Origin of the sequence: Corynebacterium sp. MSK004, from assembly GCF_030232515.1 — a bacterium.
Classification (GTDB): Bacteria; Actinomycetota; Actinomycetes; order Mycobacteriales; family Mycobacteriaceae; genus Corynebacterium; species Corynebacterium hesseae.
The window spans coordinates 106766-125132 of the sequence record NZ_JASPKB010000004.1 but is presented as its reverse complement, the minus strand read 5'-3'; the positions used below and the strand labels follow the sequence as shown (position 1 = coordinate 125132).

Genomic DNA, 18367 nt, shown 5'->3' with positions numbered 1-18367 from the left:
CTAGTCCGCGAAAGGATCGAGGATGCGCTCCGGAAGCTCCGCCACAGAGTCGATGACGTGAGTCGGGCGGAAAGGGTAGCGCTCGATGATGCTGTCATCACTGATGCCTGAACGCACCAAGATGCTGCGCATGCCTGCCTCCAATCCCGACTTGACGTCGGTATCCATGCGGTCACCGATCATGACGGTATTTTCCGAGTGCGCGCCGATGTTATTCAACGCGCTGCGCATCATGACGGGGTTCGGCTTGCCCACGTAGTAAGGCTCGCGGTTGGTTGCCGCGGTAATCAGCGCCGCAACCGCACCCGTGGCCGGGAGCACACCCTGCGGGGCCGGGCCCGTGACGTCCGGGTTGGTGGCAATGAACCGCGCGCCGTTGCGGATGAGGTTGATAGCCGTGGTGATGGCTTCAAAAGAATAGGTGCGGGTCTCACCCAAGACCACGAAGTCCGCGTCGCGGTCGTTGAGAATCCAGCCGGCCTCGTGCAAGGCGGTGGTAAGGCCGGACTCGCCCACGACGTAGGCCGTGGACAGGCCAGCCTGGGTGGACAGGAAGGCCGCCGTGGCCGTCGCCGAGGTCCAGATGCGCTCCGCCGGGATGTCCAGACCAGTGTTCTTCAGACGTGCGGAGAGATCCCGCGGGGTGGACATCGAGTTGTTCGTGAGCACCATGTACTCGATGTTGTTATCCTTCAGCGCCTGGATGAATTTATCCGCGCCGGGAATCATCTCCCCTTCTTTGATGAGGACGCCGTCCATGTCTGAGAGATAGGAAATCACGAGTGTTCCTCCACATAATCAGCAAGTTCGCCCACCGTGGTGACGGAGAGCATGGTTTCTTCGTTGAGGCGGACTCCGCAGGCTTCCTCGAGGCGCACGGCTAATTCGATGCGCTCGAGCGATTCAACCCCCAGGTCCTCTAGTTTCGCTTCGCGCTCTAGGCCTTCCTCCACGCCGGTCACCTTCGTGATAAGGCGAGTGAGCTCGCCGTATGCGTCCCCGGCTGGGGAAGCTTCTTTTTCTTCTGCCGGCGCGGAGCCGAAGCGGGCTTGGAGTTGCGCTGAAAGGTCATTAGCCATGGGGCCCAGTCTAGTATTGAAATGTCATGGTTATTCGAGCACGTTCCTCCGCCATCGCCCGCAGCTGGTCGCGCCGGGCCCGCCCTCGCATGCGCTCCATCGAGCACACCGTCCACGGTCAGTTGCATGATCTCACGACAGAGCCGGGCCTGACCGGGGTGACGGACTCGGGCTTCGTGGACAACGACGGCGTGCGCGTGGCATGGTACGAGGTAGGCCCGCAGGACGCGGAGGTCACCGTGGTTTTCATCCACGGCTACTGCTTGTCTGCTGAGAGCTTCTACTCCCAGGTCAACGACGTGCGCCGCAACTACCCTTCGGTGCGCTGCCTGCTTGTCGACGTCCGCGGCCACGGCCAATCCACCCACGTCACTCCCGCGCAGTGCACGGTTCGGGGCGCGGCCAATGACGTGCTGGCTGTCATCGCTGAGCGCGCCGCCGAGGGGCCGTTGGTGCTGCTTGGGCACTCGATGGGCGGAATGATTGCGCTTAACCTGCTGCGGCGCGCCCCGCGGGAGGTCTTTCACCGCGTTAAGGGCATGACGCTGGTGGCTACCTCGATGCAGCGCTTTGCGGCCGAGGGGGTGGCGCGCGTCTTGGAATCGAAGACACTGGGCATGGTCTATCGCGCCTGTTTGCGGTTGCCGAGCCGGCTCAACCGCGTGCGCTTCGAGGCCGCAGCGCTTATCGCCCCGGCCTTCGCGGCGCTGCTGCAGGGCTTCCCGCAGATGGACAAGCTGCAATTCCACGTGGCGATGCTGCTAGATACCCCGATGTCGAGCTACGCAGGCTTCTTCGACGACTTGGTGGAGCACTCCGAGTTCGGCGCGGCGGCCAGACTTAGAAACGTGCCGGGCGAAATTGTGGTGGGCAGCCTGGACATCGTGACCCCGCACCGCCAATCGGAGGTCATTGCCCGCCACTGGCCGGACTCCACCCTGACTGTCATCGACGGCGCCGGGCACATGGTCATCTTGGAGGAGCCCAGCGAGGTCTCCAAGGCTTTGGGGCGCGTCCTCGATGGAGTGCTGGGCAGCTAGGGTCTGCTGTGGTGGTCGAACTGCCCGTTCTGCCAAAGTTATAGCCTCTGATTCAAGATCTGGCCCGATCTTTGGCAACAAGGGCAGTTGCCCCTCGGCTTGAACATGAGTTGAACATGAGAAAGCCCCTCCTGCTCAGGCAGAAGGGGCTGGAAAGCTTGAGGCTCTTAAGGCCTAAGCCTTAGTCCTCATCGGAGGACGTGGAGAGGGTGGACGTCGGGTCGTCGAGCTTGAGCTCGCGAGCCGCCTTCTCCACGGTGCTGCGCTCCACCTTGCCCTCGCGAGCCAAGCCCTCGAGGACTGCGACGACGATGGACTCGGCGTCGGTGTTGAAGTAGCGGCGGGCACCCTCGCGGGTATCAGAGAAGCCGAAGCCGTCTGCACCCAGGACGATGTAGTCACCCGGGACGTAGGGGCGAATCTGCTCCTGCAGGTCCGTGGCGAAGTCGGAGACACCAACGAACGGTCCCTCGAAGCCCTTGAGCTGGGAGGTGGCGAATGCCTCGGTCGGCTCAACGCCCTTGCGCAGAGCTTCCTTGTTGCGGGCAGCGCCGTCGCGCGCCAGCTTGACCCACGAGGTGACGGAGAACAGCGACGCCTTGACGTCGTAGCTTTCCGCCAGGATTTCCTGTGCACGCAGGGCCTCGTACATGCCCACACCGGAGGCCAGGATGTTGGCCGGGATGGAGCCGGACTCAGCGGTGTTGTAGTGGTAGATGCCCTTGTGCAGGCCCTCGACGTCGAGGTTCTCCGGCTCGGCAGGCTGCTTGACCGGCTCGTTGTACACGGTGATGTAGTACATGATCGGCTCGTTGTCCTCGCCGTACATGCGCTCGATACCGCGCGGGACCAGGTGCGCAATCTCGTAGCCGAAGGCTGGGTCGTAGACCTCCACGGCCGGGTTGGTCGACGCCAGGATCGGGGAGTGGCCGTCCATGTGCTGCAGGCCCTCGCCGGTCAGGGTGGTGCGGCCGGCGGTAGCGCCGATGATGAAGCCGCGGCCCAGCTGGTCGCCGGCAGCCCAGAAGGCATCGCCGGTGCGCTGGAAGCCGAACATCGAGTAGAAGATGTACAGCGGAATCATCGCCTCGCCCTGGGTGGCGTAGGAAGTAGCAGCTGCGGTGAAGGATGCGGCTGCGCCTGCCTCAGAAATACCCTCGTGCAGAATCTGGCCGTCGGCAGCCTCGCGGTAGGAGAGCATGAGGTCATGATCCACCGGGACGTAGTTCTGGCCGCGCGGGTTCCAAATCTTGAGAGTCGGGAACCAGGAGTCCATGCCGAAGGTGCGGGCCTCATCCGGAATGATCGGAACGACGCGCTTGCCCAGCTCCTTATCGCGCATGAGCTCCTTGAAGGTACGCACCAGAGCCATGGTCGTTGCCACGTCCTGCTTGCCCGAGCCCTTGCGCACCGAACGCAGCTTGGACAGATCCGGGGTGGTGAGAGTTTCGAAGTTCTCACGGCGCTCCGGCAAGAAGCCACCCAACTCGTTGCGGCGCTCCAGCATGTACTTGATTTCCGGGGCGTCCTTGCCCGGGTGGTAGTACGGCGGCAGGTACGGATCGGCTTCGAGCTGCTCGTCGCTGATCGGGATTCCCTGCTTATCGCGGAAGAGCTTCAGATCCTCCAGCGTCAGCTTCTTCATCTGGTGGGTCGCATTGCGGCCCTCGAAGTTGTGGCCCAAGCCGTAGCCCTTAATGGTGTGGGCCAGGATGACCGTCGGGCGGCCGGTGCCCGCGTAGCTCAGCGCCTTGTCGTATGCGGCGTAGATCTTGCGGTAGTCGTGGCCGCCGCGGCGCAGTGCCCAAATCTCATCATCGGACATGTCCTCAACCAGCTTGAGCGTGCGCTCATCACGGCCGAAGAAGTGCTCGCGGACGTAGGCGCCGTCGTTAGCCTTGAACGTCTGGTAGTCACCATCTGAGGTGGTGTTCATGATGTTGACCAGGGCGCCGTCCTTATCGGCTTCAAGCAGCTTGTCCCAGCCGCGGCCCCAGACAATCTTGATGACGGACCAGCCGGCACCGCGGAAGAAGGACTCCAGCTCCTGAATGATCTGGGTATTGCCGCGCACAGGGCCGTCGAGACGCTGCAGGTTGCAGTTGACCACGAAGGTCAGGTTGTCTAGCTCGTAGAGGGACGCCATTTGCAGCAGACCGCGGGACTCCGGCTCATCCATCTCGCCGTCGCCGAGGAAGGCCCAGACGTGCTGCTTGGAGGTGTCCTTGATGCCGCGCTTCTCCAGATACTTGTTGAAGCGTGCCTGGTAGATGGCGTTGATGGGGCCAAGGCCCATGGACACGGTGGGGAATTCCCAGAAGTCCGGCATCAGGCGCGGGTGCGGGTAGGACGGCAGGCCCTTGCCTTCGCCGCGCGAGTGCTCCTGGCGGAAACCATCGAGGTCTTCCTCGGTGAGGCGGCCTTCCATGAAAGCACGTGCGTAGACGCCCGGTGAAGCGTGGCCCTGGAAGAAGACCTGGTCACCGCCGGAGGGATCATCCTTGCCCTTGAAGAAGTGGTTCAGGCCCACTTCGTAGAGCGGGGCAGCACCTGCGTACGTGGAAATGTGTCCACCGACGCCAATGCCCGGGCGCTGTGCGCGGTGCACCATGATGGCCGCGTTCCAGCGGATCCAGCGGCGGTAGCGCTTCTCCAATTCCTCATCGCCCGGGAACTCCGGCTCGAGGGAGGTCGGGATGGTGTTGACAAAATCCGAGGACGTCAGGGACGGCAACGGCACGCGCTTGGCGGTAGCGCGCTCAAGAAGACGCAGCATGAGGTAGCGGGCGCGCTCCGGATCGGAAGAGTCCAGAAGACCGTCGAGGGAGTCCATCCACTCGCGGGTTTCTTCCGGGTCGGAGTCGTGCAGGTATGCTGCCACGCCATCGCGAACGATGGGGAAGTTGGAGTCGCCGTTGTGGGCGTCCAAGTCGGCCATTAAATCCTCCTGGTTCGTAGTACAAAGATCTGTTCCTAGGATACGCGCCGCTTTCACGGCGGGGCATTTGGAGGCCCCCAGGAGTGGTTTCATGGGGGAAAATGTCCACCACTGGGGAAGATCGGGGGAGGTTCGTCGCGAAAAAGTGCACCGTAGACGTTAAAATACTCTGCATGACATCAACTACTTCATCGGAAGGAACTCAGCGAGTGACGGGATTTGCAGCCAAGCTCGGTATCGAGGAGGGCCAGATTGCTCTGGAGCTTGGCTGGGACGAGGACTGTGACTCCACGATTTCTGAGTCCATCGAGGACGTGTTGGGGGAGGATTTCCTCGATGAGGAGACCGACGAGCTGTGTGACCTCGTGCTGCTGTGGTGGCGCGCGGAGGACGGCGATTTGGTCGATGGGCTGGTGGATGCCACCCGTCCCCTGGGTGATTCCGGCCGTATCTGGCTGCTGACCCCAGGCGCTGGAAAGCCGGGCAACCTCGAGCCCGGTGAGATCTCCGAATCCGCACAGCTGGCTGGTCTGGTGCAGACCAAGGCTGAGCGCCTCGGTGAGTGGCAGGGCTCCTGCCTTGTAGCCCGCGGCTACACCAAGAAGCCTTAAGGCAAACGCAGGTTATGCCTGCTCACGCGGCATTCGCAGCGACTAGTTACACCCTGATTTGTTGCTGCGGGTGCCCATAGGCTAATCTTGTGCGAGCACACAGTGCACTGCGGCTTTAGCTCAGCTGGAAGAGCAACTGGTTTACACCCAGTAGGTCGGGGGTTCGATCCCCTCAGGCCGCACCATTTCAGACCCCCTTTTCGAGGAATCGAAAAGGGGGTCTGTCGCATATCCACGGCAATCCCACGACGCCCCAGTGGGCCCGTGGAACTAGGAAGGCTAGTAGCGCTCCTGACCGCGCTCACGGATCTTCTCGTAGAAGTCCGGCTTGGCGGAGCCATATCGCGAGCGGGAGCGGCGCGAAGGCTGCGTGGCAGCCGCAGGCGTCGAAGGCGGGGCAGCAGGCATCGTAGCATCAGAGTGCTCGCCGGAAGGAGCCTCGTGCGCGGAGCTATCGACGTCCGCAGCCGCATCGGGGGAGCTGGTACCGGCACCGGTGGCGGCCGCAGTGGCCTCAGCAATCAGGGCATCCTCATCGCGGGCGCGGCGGCGCTCCCGGATCTCAGACCACACGAAGTAGGCAAAGCCCAGCGGCGCCATCACACCGAAGGCAATCCACTGGTAGCCATAGGACAAGTGGTTGCCGCGGTCCAGCTTTGGAACCGGCAGCGCATGCAGCTCACCTGGCTGCTCGGGGGAGAGTTGGAGGTAGTCGTGGGCGAGGGGGACGTCGACAAGCTCTGCAATCTGCTCCGTATTGATGGAGTAGACCTGCGTGTATCCCTGTTCCTCAATGGGTGCGGAGGTGTGCTTGCGTTCGTCGTAGCGCGCCATGGCCACGATGGTGACCTCGCCCTGCGGGGCCGGGTCGATGTGGGGGACGGAGTTGCCCTCGTCCGTGGGCATCCAGCCGCGGTTGACCAGGAAGGTTTCACCAGACTCGGTTTCAAAGGGGACCAGCGACTGGAATCCCGGGGCGGATTCCACCGGGCGCAGGCGCAGGAGCACCTCATCTTCTGAGAGGTAGTGGCCGGTTAGCTCCGCGCGTTCCCACTCCTTGTGCAGGGAGCCATCAGCAGAAAAGACTTCGGTGACCGGCTGGGGGTCGGCGTCGTAGGCCTCCTCAATGAGGTGGTTGCGCTCCACAATCTGCGCGTCCTTATTCAGCTGCCACGGAGCGAGCACCGTGAAAGACAAATAGGAAAACGCGACGATGAAGATGAGAGAGAGCACCCACCCAGGCTTGAGGAATGTCTTAAGCATGATGACCAGTCTAGTAGCCGCGCAGAATTATCTAGCCGTGGTTTTCTTTAATCCAGTCGAGCAGCCCCGGAACGGAAGCATCGATCTCACTGCGGGTGCGGGCGAAGTCCTCCTCCGTGCCGTAGAAAGGATCCTCCACGCTGGCATCCTCCGGTGAGTTCGGATCGAAGCTGCGCATGAGGCGCACCTTGTCTTCCGGGATGCCGCGCTCGATGAGGGCATCGCGGTGGCCGGTGTCCATGGCCACGAAGAGGTCCGCGTCCATATGGTCCGGACCCAGCTGGGCGGCCTGGTGGCCGGCGCCATCGTGGCCGCCGCGGCGCAGCTCAGCCACGGCGCGCTCGTCCGCGCCCTGGCCCACGTGCCAGCCGCCGAGGCCGCAGGAAGAAACTCGCGCGAGGAGATCGAGCATGTCGGTCTCCATGGCGTCGCGTGTAATGATTTCCGCCATGGGTGAGCGGCAAATGTTGCCCGTGCACACGAAGACGATGTGGAGCTGGTTGTCGTTCTCCGGAGGCGTCATGCAAAGGCTCCTTAAGCTAGAGGGGTGCGCTGGCGAACGAAAGCTAGGATATAGCAGCGACGCGACTGACGTGAAACCTCAAGCCAACAAGGAGCATACGAGATGGCAGAACGAACGACCGTTGGCGAGATCCGCCGCGTAATCCACGAGGCCTACCCGCCGCAGCTGGCCGAGTCCTGGGATGCCGTTGGCCTGGTGTGCGGCGACCCCACAGACGAGGTGAGCACCGTGGCCTTCGCTCTGGACTGCACCCAGGAAGTGGCAGACAAAGCCGTGGAGCTCGGCGCGCAGATGCTCGTGGTGCATCACCCGCTGCTGCTTCGCGGGGTGACCTCGGTGGCGGCGGATACGCCGAAGGGCAAGGTCATCCACACTCTGATACGCAATGGCGTGGCCCTGTTGGCCGCGCACACCAACGCGGATAAGGCCCGCCCGGGTGTCAACGACAAGCTGGCTGAGCTCGTCGGTATCACGCCCGGCCGCCCCATCGTCCCGGTGGAGCCCTATGAGAACCTCGACGAGGCCTTAGGGCTAGGGCGCGTGGGCGAGCTTGAGCAGCCGGTGACTCTGCGCGAATTCACCCAGCGCGTGGCCGATGCCCTTCCGGAAACCGAATGGGGAGTGCGCGCGGCCGGCGATCCGGAGCGCATGGTGAAGAAAGTTGCCGTCTCCAGTGGCTCGGGGGATTCCTTCCTGGACCACGCGGCGGCTCTCGGCGTGGACGTCTACGTCACCTCCGATTTGCGCCACCACCCAGTGGATGAGCACCTGCGCGCCGCGCACCTGGCGGAGCCGGAGGGCCCGGCCGTGGTGGATACCGCTCACTGGGCCAGCGAGTTTCCCTGGACTGCCCAAGCGCGCGATATTGTGGAGGACGCATTGCGCGTGAACACCGAGATCATCGATGTCCGCACCGACCCATGGACGATTTCTGCGCATAAGGAGAACTAAATGAAACTGCCACAGGACCTGCAGACCATCCTGCTGGAGCTGGCCACCCTCGAGCGCTCCCAGGCGCTAGGTGGGGCAACCACCATCCCGGAGCAAGAGGAGTACGAGAAGGCCCAGGCCGCACACGCCCGGCTTGTCGACGCCTCCGGCTCCGCCCAGCTCGCCGTCGACGACATGGAGATGGAGATCTTGCGCATTCAGGCTGACGAGCGCAAGCTACGCCAGCGCGAGCGCGATGACAAGGCGCAGCTTGGTGCTGCGACCGACCCGGAGACCCGCAAGGACCTGCAGCACGATCTCTACGCGGCCAAGTCCCGCATCGCGGACCTCATGAGCGAGCTACAGGAAGCCCACAACGAAATTCACGCACTGCGCGCCAACCTGGATGTCCACGGCGCGAAGGTCTCCGATTCCGAGCGCAAGCTCGAGGTGCTCAAGCGCGCGGCCGAGGCAGCCCAAGAGGCCGCGGCGAACCGCCCGGACCCGCAGGTGCGCATCGGCGAGCTGCGCGAGCAGCTGCCCGCGGATGTCTTGGAGGAGTACGAGACCGTGCGTGAAGAAAACGGCGTCGGTGTCGCTGCCTTCACCGGCCGCGGCTGCGGCGGTTGCTTCATCGTGCTGCCGCCGGCCGAGCAGAACGCGGTGCGCAACGCGGCGGCCGACGAGGTTCCGCAGTGCAGCGACTGCGGCTCCTACCTGGTGCGCCCGGCCTCATGAAGCTAGTCATCTTTGCTGACGGCGGATCCCGCGGCAACCCCGGGATCGCCGGGTCTGGCACCGCGGTCTACAACGCGGACCGCTCGCAACTGCTCAAAGAAATCGCCTACGTCGTGGGCCAGAAGTCCACGAATAACGTGGCCGAATACCACGGGTTGCTGCGCGGCCTGGAGGCCGCGGTGGAACTGGGCGCGGATGAGGTGGAGTTCTATATGGACTCCAAGCTCGTGGTGGAGCAGATGAACGGGCGCTGGAAGATCAAGCACCCGGATATGCAGAAGCTGGCCATCGAGGCGCGCCGCCTGCTCAACCAGATTCCTAGCTTCAGCCTCGAGTGGGTCCCGCGCGCGAAGAACTCTGTGGCCGATGCGCTCTCCAACGTGGCGATGGACGCCGCCGCGAAGGGCGATCCTGCGGGCATCCTCGACATGGGTTCCGGCGACGGCGCTGAGGCCGCCGCTGCGGATAGTCAGGATGCCAGCGGGGAGGTCGGGGGGACGTCGGCAAGCACGGCGTCCTCTACCGCAGCCGACTGGCGCCCCGAGACCGGACAGGCCACCCGCTTCATCCTGCTGCGCCACGGGCAGACGGCGATGTCCGCCGCCAAGCAGTACTCCGGGCGTGCAAACCCCGAGCTGACCGAGCTGGGCAAGAAGCAAGCGCTCGCCGCTGCCCAAGCCTTGGCCGATACCCACATCGATGCCGTCGTGTGCTCACCGCTGCGCCGCTGCCAGCAAACAGCCGCGGCCGTGGTGGAGGGCAGGGACCTGCGCGTGGAAACCGTCGACGACCTCATCGAGGTGGATTTCGGACGCTGGGAAGGCAAGACCTTCGCGGAAGCCGATGCCGCCGACCCTGAGCTCCACGCGCGTTGGCTGAAAGATACGTCCGTGGCCTGTCCGGGCGGGGAGTCCCTGCGCGCCGTGCACCGCCGTGTCAGCGCCGCGCGCCGCGAGCTGCAGCAGCGCTTTGAAGGGCAGACCATCCTCGTGGTCTCCCACGTCAACCCCATCAAGTCCTTCGTGCGCCAAGCACTCGATTCCGGACCGCAAACGCCCAACCACCTCTTCCTTGAGCTGGCTTCCTTGAGTGAGGTCGAGTTCTTCGAGGGCGGCAGCACCCTGCACCGTTTCAACGATGTGGGGCATCTGGGCGCGCTGCGATAAACTAACAGGCGCGAATGAGCCGACCGGGCAAACGCGTTCCGTCGAACCGGCCCCTTCATGGGGCTAGGCGCGGGCCGAGGAAAGTCCGGACTCCACAGAGCACGGTGGTTGCTAACAGCAACCCGGGGTGACCCGCGGGAAAGTGCAACAGAGAGTAGACCGCCGCGTACCTCCGCTGCGTTTCGGCGCGGCGAAAGGGAAGCGGTAAGGGTGAAAGGGTGCGGTAAGAGCGCACCAGCACTGTCAGCGATGGCGGTGGCTGGGTAAACCCCACTGGGAGCAAGGCATCACGGCCCGCCACGCTTGCGGGCCCGATCAGGCGTTAGTAGGTTGCTCGCCGAAGCCTGAAGGTAGCTGCTTGAGCCAACTGGCAACGGTTGGCCTGGATGGATGTTTGCCACCGCGCCACGCGCGCGGCACAGAATCCGGCTTATAGGTTGGCTCATTCGCACCCACACTTTTATTTTTTGGAACAATGGGGCGGCATGAAACTGTATGCCGCGCCCTTGGACTTTCGGCCCATCGCCGAGGAGTTTTCCGTTCCGACAGATTTCCCGGAGGACGTCACCGCACAGGCCGCTTCCGCGCAGGACCGCTATGCCGAACAGCGCCGCGATGCCCGCGACATCCCGCTGGTGACCATCGACCCGGCTGGCTCCATGGACTTGGACCAGGCCGTCTTCATCGAGGCGCGCGATGGCGGCTACCGCGTGCTCTATGCCATCGCGGATGTCGCCGCGTTCATCGAACCGGGCTCCGCGCTGGAGCAGGAATCCCTCAAGCGCGGCCAGACCATCTATCTGCCGGATGAGCCGGCGCGGCTGCACCCGGCAGAGCTCTCCGAAGATAGGGCTTCGCTGCTTGCCGACGTCGACCGCCCCGCCGTCCTCTGGACCTTCGACCTCGACTCCGCGGGTGAGGTGGAGGACTTCTCGGTGGAGCGCGCACTCGTGCGCAGCCGCGCGCGGCTGGACTACGACCAAGTGCACGCCGACTTGGAGAAGGGCACGCTGCATTCCTCCATCGCCTTGCTGCCGGAGGTGGGAAAGCTGCGCCAGGCTTCTTCGCTGCGCCGCGAGGCGATTAACCTGCGCATTCCCTCGCAGCGCGTATCCGAAAGCAGCGATGGGGAGAAAGGCCACTACGAGCTGGTCATGGAGCCGCGCCATGAGGTGATGGACTATAACTCGGAGATTTCCTTGCTCACCGGGATGTGCGCGGGGCGGCTGATGGAATCACACGGTGTTGGTTTCCTGCGCACACTATCGGCGGCCACCTCGGAGGCTGAGGCCACCTTCCGCTCTGAGGCGGAGGCCCTGGGTTTTGAGCTGGGGGAAAGTAGTATCTCTGAATTCCTGCATTCCGTGGATGCGGATTCACCGCGCGGGATGGCGGTGATGCGCGAGGCCCAGCGTTTGCTTCGTGGTGCTGACTACGTGTGGCTGGAGGATGGCCAGGCGGACGTGCACGCGGGAATCGGCGGCTACTATGCGCACGTGACGGCCCCGCTGCGGCGTCTAGTTGACCGCTTCGCCACAGAGGTCTGCCTGGCGCTCAGCGGCGGCTACGAGGTTCCGCAGTGGGTACGCGAGCGCGCCGGGGATGTCGTTTCCACGATGCGCTCGACATCGCAGCTGGCCTCCCAGGTGGATAAGGCCTGTTTGAACCTTACGGAGGCGACGGTCTTGGCGCCGTGGGTAGGCACCAACTTCGAAGCCGTGGTGGTCGATGGCGGGGAACAGCGCGAGAAGGCGCGCCTCTTCGTCCTAGACCCGCCGGTGATGGGGCAGGCCGTAGGCCACCCGGAGACCGGCAAGGAGACGATGGTGTCCTTGGTCAAGGCCGACGTTGAGGAGCGCGATGTGCTCTTCGCGTGGCCTGCGGACTAGTCCTCGGTGATTGCCGGGCTGCCAGCACTAAGCGGGACGACAAGCAGGCCGTCCTCGGCCAAGTCGGCCGCAAAGTTTGCGGCCTTGGTGCTCGGCACGTAGGCGATGACCGCGGAGGACGTGCCCGCGTGGGCGGAGCGTGCCGCGACGGCGCCGCGCGCGGTGGCCAGCTGCGCGAGTTTCTCCGCGGAGCTGAATTCATACACGGTGGACAAGGCTGACTGCGACTGCGTGAGGAGCGGGAAAAGCTCGGTGCCGCGGCGCGAGCGCAAAGCGCGGGCAACTCCTTCGGCGCGCTCGGTTTCCTCTGAGTAGAAGGTCAGCCACGCGGTGGCTTGCGCGATGGTCGGCTGATTCTCGGTGCCGTGCACCTTGTGGACAGCGGCGAGCCACTCGAGGACGCGTTGGGGTGCATCCGGCAACAGGCGCAGCGAAGGCGTGCCGAAGGCGCGGCAGGCGGCGTCGATGAATCGCTCGCGGGTGCGAATCTCTGCGACGGCTTCTAAGGAATCGGCATCACTTGGCACGGCCAGCGCGAAAGCCGCGATGTCTTTGTTGACCATGTGCGGTGTCTGGGTGACGGAGCCGTCGGCGTAGTCGATGATGGTGATGGACTCACCAGCGCCGCGCAGCGCGGCGGAGTGGCGGGCGCGCAGCGCAGGGAATCGGGCGAAGGTGCCAACTGCTTGGGAACACACCTCCGCGATGCGGGCACGCAGCGGAGCATCATGCAGATCATCTGCGTTGCCGAGCAACGCTAGCGCTGTGGCAATGTCGATGGCTGCGGCGGCGCCGAGCCCGGTCGAATCGGGGATGTCGTTGACCACGGTGATATCGGCGCCGGCGGTCTCGCGGGTAAGGAGCTGGCGGTTGATCATGGTGTAGATGATGCCGCCGAGGCGCGCGGCGATGGCCCCTTCGGGTGCAGGGGGTTCGATGGGCTGGCCTTCGGAATCGACGCTGGGCTGTTGCTCTGCGGCGAGGGAAGAGACCTGCTCGAGGGAAATTTGGTCTTCAACGGTCTCGCCGTTGGTGTGCTCTAGGCGAACCTTGACCAGGCCGTCGCTGCGGGGGCTGACAGCTGCTGCCGCGCGGATGTTGGCCAGGCCCATGATGGCGATGCCGCCGTAGTGATCGATGTGCTCGCCGATGAGTGCCCAGGTGGCAGGGGCGCTGGCAACATGAGCTGCATCAGCGCCCACGTTCTCGCGGTGTGCGGCGCGAACGCGGTCGACGGCCGGGGTCGAAGGGGCAGTCCACAGGGGCATCGGGAAGGTTCTCCTTTGCTGGTGGCGAAAGCCTGCCTAAAAGAAAAGGCAGGAGTAGGTGACCAATCTATTCTAACGGGCGTGACCCGCGGGCGGTCTGTAGTGTGGGGTGCACTGATTACTTGCCCGACAGAACGGAGAAAACTATGGCTGAGGCTGACAACAAGTGGTTCTACGACCCGTCTACCGGTGAGGTATCCCAGGGAAAGGTGTCCGGCTGGGAGAACCGCATGGGCCCCTACAATTCCCGCGAGGAAGCCGAGCGCGCTATTGAAATCGCGCAAGCCCGCACCGCCGCGGCTGATGCTGAGGATGCCGCCGAAGACGATAACTAGGCGATAGCTAAACGTCTCATGGCCGGCCATGAGGCGGATGCGAAAAGCTCGGGCCCACACCACCGCAAGCAGGCGATGGTGTGGGCCGTTGTGGTGACTGCACAACTACACAGCCACGCAGGATGAGCCGGCGGCTTAGCGCAGCTTCTTGCGCAGCGGCTTAAACGCGGACTTGATGGCTTTAAAGCTGTCCGAGTAGGCGTTGAGTGCTTCCAACCCGATGACGCGCTCGCGCTGGTAGAGCAGGCCATAGCCGAAGGTATCCTCGCCACGCCGGCGTGCGGTTTCTGCCAACTCGAGCAACTTATCGCGAGATGTCACGGAATCCTGGAAGTCTCCCAAGACAGATTGCATCTGCTTGCAGGCCTTGTAGAGGTTCTTGGTCTTTAGCGTGGTGGCTGAACCAGCGGCCTCAGCTGCATAGCGCAGTTTCTTTGCGGCCTTGCGCATATCGTGGAAGTACTCTTCACGCTCATGCAGCGTCAGCTCGGTGTTATCCCAGTTGGAGATAGCCTTCTTGTGGCGCTTGACCAGCTTGTCATAGGCCTGCTTGAGGTGCAGCGCCATCACCGTGTCAAGATCGTGGGACTCTTCTTCATCACGTTTGGCGTGCTTCGGCGCATAGTCCTTCGCTGCCTCCTGCTGCTCAGATAGGTCAGCGGAAGCTGTGGCAGCGGAATCAGATTCCACCGCACCGTTGTCCCCGGCGCTGGTGTCTTCGTCAACCGAAGCATCCTCGGCGGCGACTGGCGGGTTGGAAAGGAATGCGTCGAGCGCATCGAGCAGAGCCAGGTACTGGTCAGAATCGAGAGCGGCGATGACACGACGATGCGCGCGGCGGTAAGCGCGGCCCATATCGTGTGCGATGTGTTCGCGGGTGGCTTCATCAAGCACATCGGAGTCCTCGGAGGCGAGGAGATTCTGCCAGCGCTCTTCCACGACCTCGGCGTCACGAGCAACGCCAAGTATGGCAGCAAGCTCCTTGAGATCGGACTCTAGGCGCTTGATCTCGGGGCCCACGACAATGCCGTGGAAGGTTTGAAGGTGGCTGCGCAATTCGCGGGTAGCAACGCGCATTTGGTGCACGGAATCCCACTCATCACGGCGTACCCGCGGATCAAACTCGACGAGCTTATCCCGATTAGCTCTCAATGCCTCCACGACTGCCGCCGCAGGGGAGCCGGGCTCCACGTTAGACGTTGCGAGTGCTGGGGGAAGCTCGACATTGTTGATGGACTGCCCCAATGCTGACTTCAGCTTGGACGGTGAGGAGGAAACCCGCGCACCAGAACTGATCAACAGGGAAGTGGCATGCCGCAGTAGCGCGCTGCCCTCCTTCGTACCGGGCAGTTCTCCTGCGAGCTCTACTTCCCACTCGCGCCACGTGCTCTGAGAGCCACCTGGTAGGAACGAGAATGCGGTGACATGGTCATCGCAGAACTCAGCGACAGGCTGCTCGTCCGTGTTTACGAGGAGCAATTCGGTGCGGTTGTTGTCCACTTGTGCAATGGGTTCAAGCGGGTGGTTACGGATCACCGAACGAACCTGGTGGAGGAGTTCGGCCGGGACTTCGTACTTGCCGTCGACGGGTTCACCGAGTTCGGCTCGGATTTCGGTACGACCTTCCGCGCCGGGAATTTTGATATGCCAGCCATCGTCATTTCCACCGGTGCGGCGCCGCAGCGTGATCTTCGCGTGGGTAAGGCGGAGATCCTCAGTGTCGTAGTAAATCGCCGACAACGAGTGGTGGCGAGTTTCTGCGACTCGGGCTACCTCATCGAGGCGGGCGAGATCTGGTACCGGGGTGGTTTCATCCACGGCGAACTTGGCTTCGATTTCAAGAAACGTCTTTGGAGACATGTACACACCTTCGTCGGGGAGCGAAATGATAAAAGAAGAGGTATAAAACCTCTGCACTGCCTTCTAGGTTACCTGGCTAATAGTGCAAATGTGCCAACCCTTGCTGGTCCTTAACCGGTGAGTTGGCGGCGCCCACCCAAGCCCGAGGAATCACCACCCAAGTGGGAATTCTCCGCGGCAGTTGCACCTGCGGACATCCCTGCATGGTTCCTCATTGCTAAGGAGATGGTTCGTGAATCAGGGAAGAGGTGATCAGCTAAAGCTTCTGCCTTATGTCTGCGTACTTCCACCGCTGATAAAGATCGCTGAGCGAGGGCTACGTCGTTTTTCCTTTTGGCGTTGCTGCCCGCAGCCGAGTCTGTCTGTTTCTCGTCGTGAGGCGCCAATGAGGCGTTCGCTTCCTCCAAAAGCTCCCCAATGCGGGTGGCGTAGGCCAAAATGAAGCTTCGGCGAAACGACGCCACATTGCCGAGTAATCGCGCGTTGTCGGCAGCCTCCTCATGAGTCATGTGCCATTCGCACTGCCGCAGGAGGGAAGCGAACAGGTCGCTGACATGATCAATGTCCGCCTCGGCGCCAAAGACGGTGATGATTCCCATGGGGTGAAGCTTGAGGACGGTGCATCCATTTCGATCCGCGATGACGCTAAGAAGCGTGGTCTTGTGGTTGATATAGGGCGCGCTGATACGGATGCGTGTGGACATCACCGTGTCCGGGGATTCGGCGAGTGCCTCATCGAGGCGGTGCCGTTGTTGGAGGCTCTGTGCTTTGGCAATGAGCGCACTGGCTTCCTCTTCATAAGGAGTGGATTCAGCCTTTCGCAGAAGCTGGGTGATCTTGTTGCGGAACCGATTCTCTTTGCTGTCTTGGCTTGCCCGAGAACTAGTTTTCTCTGCTGCGAGCACGTCAACGTCACGCAGCGGGGGCAGAGCGGAAGTAGCGTCAATGAGCCGTATGAGGTCATCGGTCGACATAGTCATCGAGTTAGGCGGGGAGACGCTCAACCATTCCTTGCGCAGCACAGTAGAACTAATCTGCGCGGGAATATGAGCAGCGGCACGATAAATAAGAGGGTGGCAAAAGCTGCCTAGGACGTGGAGTAAGTCCTTAGGTGACCATCCTTGACTGGCAGCTTGGCAAATGAGCTCGAGTCCTCGTGCGCTTAAGGTTCCGTGGTGGTTGTTCATAGCTGTTCCTGTTCCGTTTGTATGTGTACATCTGTTCGGTTGTGAGGCCATTCAAGCACGTGAGACTGATATCTGGTCTAAGAGTCGAAAAAATTTGCCCCCGAGATACTCTTGCCAACTGGGACAATAGTTGGAAGGGCGGGGGCAAAAGCTGCAACTCCCGCCGTTACTTGGGCCCGCGGCGGTAGGGTTTAGAACATGAACAGCCAACACGAATTCGTCCTTCGTACAGTTGAAGAACGCGATATCCGCTTCATTCGCCTTTGGTTTACTGACATCTTGGGGGCGCTGAAATCGGTGGTAATGAGCCCCTCAGAGTTGGAATCTGCCTTTGAGGAAGGTGTTGGCTTCGATGGTTCCTCGGTGGAAGGGTTCTCCCGCATCTCAGAGGCCGACACTATCGCAATGCCGGACCCTTCAACCTTCCAAATCATGCCCTTTGACAAGGAAGAACCAGAGCTTCTTTCGGCACGCATGTTCTGCGATATTACCCAGCCCGATGGGCAACCTTCCTTGGTGGACCCGCGCCACATTCTGCGCCGTCAGGTTACTGAGGCTGCCAATGAAGGGTTTACGTGCAAGGCTTCTCCTGAGATTGAGTTTTATCTTCTGGAAGACGCCCGCGATATCAATACCCTGATTGCCACCGATAACGGAGGCTACTTCGACCAAGCCACGCACGATAACGCCCCGAGTTTCCGGCGCCGGTCGATGTACGCGCTGGAATCCATGGGCATTGCCACGGAATTTAGCCACCATGAAACCTCACCTGGGCAGCAGGAAATCGATCTGCGCCATGCCGACGTGCTGTCCATGGCAGACAACATCATGACTTTCCGCTACCTCATTAAAGAGGTTGCCTCCCAGCAAGGAGTGCACGCCACATTCATGCCGAAGCCATTTGAGCATCGCTCTGGCTCGGGCATGCACACGCACTTGAGCCTTTTCGAGGGAGATTCCAACGCTTTCCACGACCCCGACGATGAGATTTCACTTTCCAGTACGGGGCGGCAGTTTATCGCCGGCATCCTTGAACACGCTGTGGAAATGACCGCAATCACCAACCAGTGGACCAACTCCTATAAGCGCCTGATGTTTGGCAGCGAAGCCCCGGGATCAGTGACGTGGGGAATCTCCAACCGTTCGGCTTTGGTTCGAGTTCCTACCTATCGTCTTTCCAAAGAAATGTCGCGCCGCGTTGAAATCCGTTCACTAGATTCAGCGATGAACCCCTACCTGGGCTACGCGGTGTTGCTTGCCGCTGGCCTGCGCGGAATCAGGGAAGGCTATGAGCTTGGTGATCCCGCTGAGGATGACGTCCATCAGCTGACCCGTCGTGAGCGCCGCGCGATGGGGTACAAGGATCTGCCAAGCAGCTTGGACCAGGCACTCCGTGAATTCGAGCGCTCTGAGTTTATGGCGGAAGTCCTAGGAGAGCACGTCTTTGAGTACTTCCTGCGCGCCAAGTGGGATGAGTGGCACGAGTATCAGCAGCAGATCACCGCATTCGAGTTGCGCAACAACCTGAATTTCTAGGAGA

General features: G+C 62.2%; 16 protein-coding genes, 1 tRNA gene and 1 other RNA gene. 10 read left to right on the top strand and 8 right to left on the bottom strand.

Features of this window, described 5'->3' with window-relative positions; genetic code table 11:
- Both QP999_RS06215 and QP999_RS06210 read right to left on the bottom strand, forming a co-directional pair.
- Positions 1-780: an HAD-IIA family hydrolase gene (locus QP999_RS06215; RefSeq protein WP_070562692.1), complete on the bottom strand. Its 780-nt coding sequence runs from the start codon at positions 778-780 to the stop codon at positions 1-3.
- On the bottom strand, positions 777-1079 hold the full coding sequence (locus QP999_RS06210; RefSeq protein ID WP_070519714.1) for an acyl carrier protein: 303 nt from the start codon (positions 1077-1079) through the stop codon (positions 777-779). Before QP999_RS06210 ends, QP999_RS06215 begins: the two co-directional genes overlap by 4 nt.
- A 26-nt stretch (positions 1080-1105) precedes the next feature.
- Between QP999_RS06210 and QP999_RS06205 the strand changes: the two genes are divergently transcribed.
- On the top strand, positions 1106-2119 hold the full coding sequence (locus QP999_RS06205; protein WP_284847882.1) for an alpha/beta fold hydrolase: 1014 nt from the start codon (positions 1106-1108) through the stop codon (positions 2117-2119).
- A 181-nt stretch (positions 2120-2300) separates the two neighbouring features.
- Here the strand turns inward: QP999_RS06205 and aceE are convergent, their stop codons facing one another.
- On the bottom strand, positions 2301-5057 hold the full coding sequence (gene aceE, locus QP999_RS06200) for a pyruvate dehydrogenase (acetyl-transferring), homodimeric type (protein ID WP_070532701.1): 2757 nt from the start codon (positions 5055-5057) through the stop codon (positions 2301-2303).
- A 173-nt stretch (positions 5058-5230) separates the two neighbouring features.
- Here aceE and QP999_RS06195 point away from each other — a divergent pair, with 173 nt between their 5' ends.
- Positions 5231-5668 carry a DUF3052 domain-containing protein gene (locus QP999_RS06195; protein ID WP_070517365.1) on the top strand — a complete coding sequence of 146 codons (438 nt, stop codon included), beginning with the start codon at positions 5231-5233 and terminating at the stop codon, positions 5666-5668.
- 109 nt (positions 5669-5777) lie between these two features.
- Positions 5778-5853: transfer RNA gene (locus QP999_RS06190), tRNA-Val, on the top strand.
- Between the two features lie 94 nt (positions 5854-5947).
- Here the strand turns inward: QP999_RS06190 and QP999_RS06185 are convergent.
- A complete protein-coding gene (locus QP999_RS06185) occupies positions 5948-6931 on the bottom strand; it encodes an SURF1 family cytochrome oxidase biogenesis protein (protein ID WP_070562701.1) in 984 nt (327 codons plus the stop codon).
- Positions 6932-6962: 31 nt separating this feature from the next.
- On the bottom strand, positions 6963-7454 hold the full coding sequence (locus QP999_RS06180) for a low molecular weight protein-tyrosine-phosphatase (RefSeq protein ID WP_070519723.1): 492 nt from the start codon (positions 7452-7454) through the stop codon (positions 6963-6965).
- Positions 7455-7556: 102 nt separating this feature from the next.
- Here QP999_RS06180 and QP999_RS06175 point away from each other — a divergent pair, with 102 nt between their 5' ends.
- The 5 genes from QP999_RS06175 (at position 7557) to QP999_RS06155 (ending at position 12177) form a co-directional block, all read left to right on the top strand.
- The gene (locus QP999_RS06175; RefSeq protein WP_070519725.1) at positions 7557-8405 is read left to right on the top strand and encodes a Nif3-like dinuclear metal center hexameric protein; all 849 of its coding nucleotides are present in this window, start codon (positions 7557-7559) and stop codon (positions 8403-8405) included.
- Positions 8406-9122: a zinc ribbon domain-containing protein gene (locus QP999_RS06170; protein ID WP_193629236.1), complete on the top strand. Its 717-nt coding sequence runs from the start codon at positions 8406-8408 to the stop codon at positions 9120-9122. It begins immediately after the preceding gene.
- Positions 9119-10288 (top strand): bifunctional RNase H/acid phosphatase, encoded by a 1170-nt coding sequence (locus QP999_RS06165; protein WP_284847881.1) that lies wholly within the window; start codon positions 9119-9121, stop codon positions 10286-10288. The genes QP999_RS06170 and QP999_RS06165 overlap by 4 nt, the downstream gene beginning before the upstream one ends.
- Positions 10289-10303: 15 nt before the next feature.
- Positions 10304-10737, top strand: an RNA gene (rnpB, locus tag QP999_RS06160) — RNase P RNA component class A.
- Between the two features lie 36 nt (positions 10738-10773).
- Complete coding sequence (locus tag QP999_RS06155) at positions 10774-12177, top strand: RNB domain-containing ribonuclease (protein WP_284847880.1); 1404 nt, start codon at positions 10774-10776, stop codon at positions 12175-12177.
- Here QP999_RS06155 and QP999_RS06150 read toward each other — a convergent pair.
- Positions 12174-13445 carry a galactokinase family protein gene (locus QP999_RS06150; RefSeq protein WP_284847879.1) on the bottom strand — a complete coding sequence of 424 codons (1272 nt, stop codon included), beginning with the start codon at positions 13443-13445 and terminating at the stop codon, positions 12174-12176. The genes QP999_RS06155 and QP999_RS06150 overlap by 4 nt on opposite strands.
- Positions 13446-13591: 146 nt before the next feature.
- Between QP999_RS06150 and QP999_RS06145 the strand changes: the two genes are divergently transcribed.
- The gene (locus tag QP999_RS06145; RefSeq protein WP_070519735.1) at positions 13592-13780 is read left to right on the top strand and encodes a hypothetical protein; all 189 of its coding nucleotides are present in this window, start codon (positions 13592-13594) and stop codon (positions 13778-13780) included.
- A gap of 135 nt (positions 13781-13915) precedes the next feature.
- Here QP999_RS06145 and QP999_RS06140 read toward each other — a convergent pair whose 3' ends face one another.
- Together QP999_RS06140 and QP999_RS06135 are read right to left on the bottom strand one after the other, a co-directional pair.
- Positions 13916-15640, bottom strand: a complete 1725-nt coding sequence (locus QP999_RS06140; RefSeq protein ID WP_284847878.1) for a CYTH and CHAD domain-containing protein — start codon at positions 15638-15640, stop codon at positions 13916-13918.
- Between the two features lie 110 nt (positions 15641-15750).
- Positions 15751-16827 (bottom strand): DUF2786 domain-containing protein, encoded by a 1077-nt coding sequence (locus QP999_RS06135; protein ID WP_284847877.1) that lies wholly within the window; start codon positions 16825-16827, stop codon positions 15751-15753.
- 198 nt (positions 16828-17025) lie between these two features.
- Here QP999_RS06135 and QP999_RS06130 point away from each other — a divergent pair, with 198 nt between their 5' ends.
- Complete coding sequence (locus QP999_RS06130) at positions 17026-18363, top strand: glutamine synthetase family protein (RefSeq protein ID WP_070519741.1); 1338 nt, start codon at positions 17026-17028, stop codon at positions 18361-18363.
- Positions 18364-18367 lie beyond the last annotated feature (4 nt).

Bases quoted from the DNA above. Each gene is read 5' to 3' on its own strand.
- QP999_RS06210 (WP_070519714.1), bottom strand. From the start codon at position 1,079: ATGGCTAATGACCTTTCAGCGCAACTCCAAGCCCGCTTCGGCTCCGCG.
- QP999_RS06205 (WP_284847882.1), top strand. From the start codon at position 1,106: ATGGTTATTCGAGCACGTTCCTCCGCCATCGCCCGCAGCTGGTCGCGC.
- aceE (WP_070532701.1), bottom strand. From the start codon at position 5,057: ATGGCCGACTTGGACGCCCACAACGGCGACTCCAACTTCCCCATCGTT.
- QP999_RS06195 (WP_070517365.1), top strand. From the start codon at position 5,231: ATGACATCAACTACTTCATCGGAAGGAACTCAGCGAGTGACGGGATTT.
- QP999_RS06185 (WP_070562701.1), bottom strand. From the start codon at position 6,931: ATGCTTAAGACATTCCTCAAGCCTGGGTGGGTGCTCTCTCTCATCTTC.
- QP999_RS06180 (WP_070519723.1), bottom strand. From the start codon at position 7,454: ATGACGCCTCCGGAGAACGACAACCAGCTCCACATCGTCTTCGTGTGC.
- QP999_RS06175 (WP_070519725.1), top strand. From the start codon at position 7,557: ATGGCAGAACGAACGACCGTTGGCGAGATCCGCCGCGTAATCCACGAG.
- QP999_RS06170 (WP_193629236.1), top strand. From the start codon at position 8,406: ATGAAACTGCCACAGGACCTGCAGACCATCCTGCTGGAGCTGGCCACC.
- QP999_RS06165 (WP_284847881.1), top strand. From the start codon at position 9,119: ATGAAGCTAGTCATCTTTGCTGACGGCGGATCCCGCGGCAACCCCGGG.
- QP999_RS06155 (WP_284847880.1), top strand. From the start codon at position 10,774: ATGAAACTGTATGCCGCGCCCTTGGACTTTCGGCCCATCGCCGAGGAG.
- QP999_RS06150 (WP_284847879.1), bottom strand. From the start codon at position 13,445: ATGCCCCTGTGGACTGCCCCTTCGACCCCGGCCGTCGACCGCGTTCGC.
- QP999_RS06145 (WP_070519735.1), top strand. From the start codon at position 13,592: ATGGCTGAGGCTGACAACAAGTGGTTCTACGACCCGTCTACCGGTGAG.
- QP999_RS06140 (WP_284847878.1), bottom strand. From the start codon at position 15,640: ATGTCTCCAAAGACGTTTCTTGAAATCGAAGCCAAGTTCGCCGTGGAT.
- QP999_RS06135 (WP_284847877.1), bottom strand. From the start codon at position 16,827: ATGAACAACCACCACGGAACCTTAAGCGCACGAGGACTCGAGCTCATT.
- QP999_RS06130 (WP_070519741.1), top strand. From the start codon at position 17,026: ATGAACAGCCAACACGAATTCGTCCTTCGTACAGTTGAAGAACGCGAT.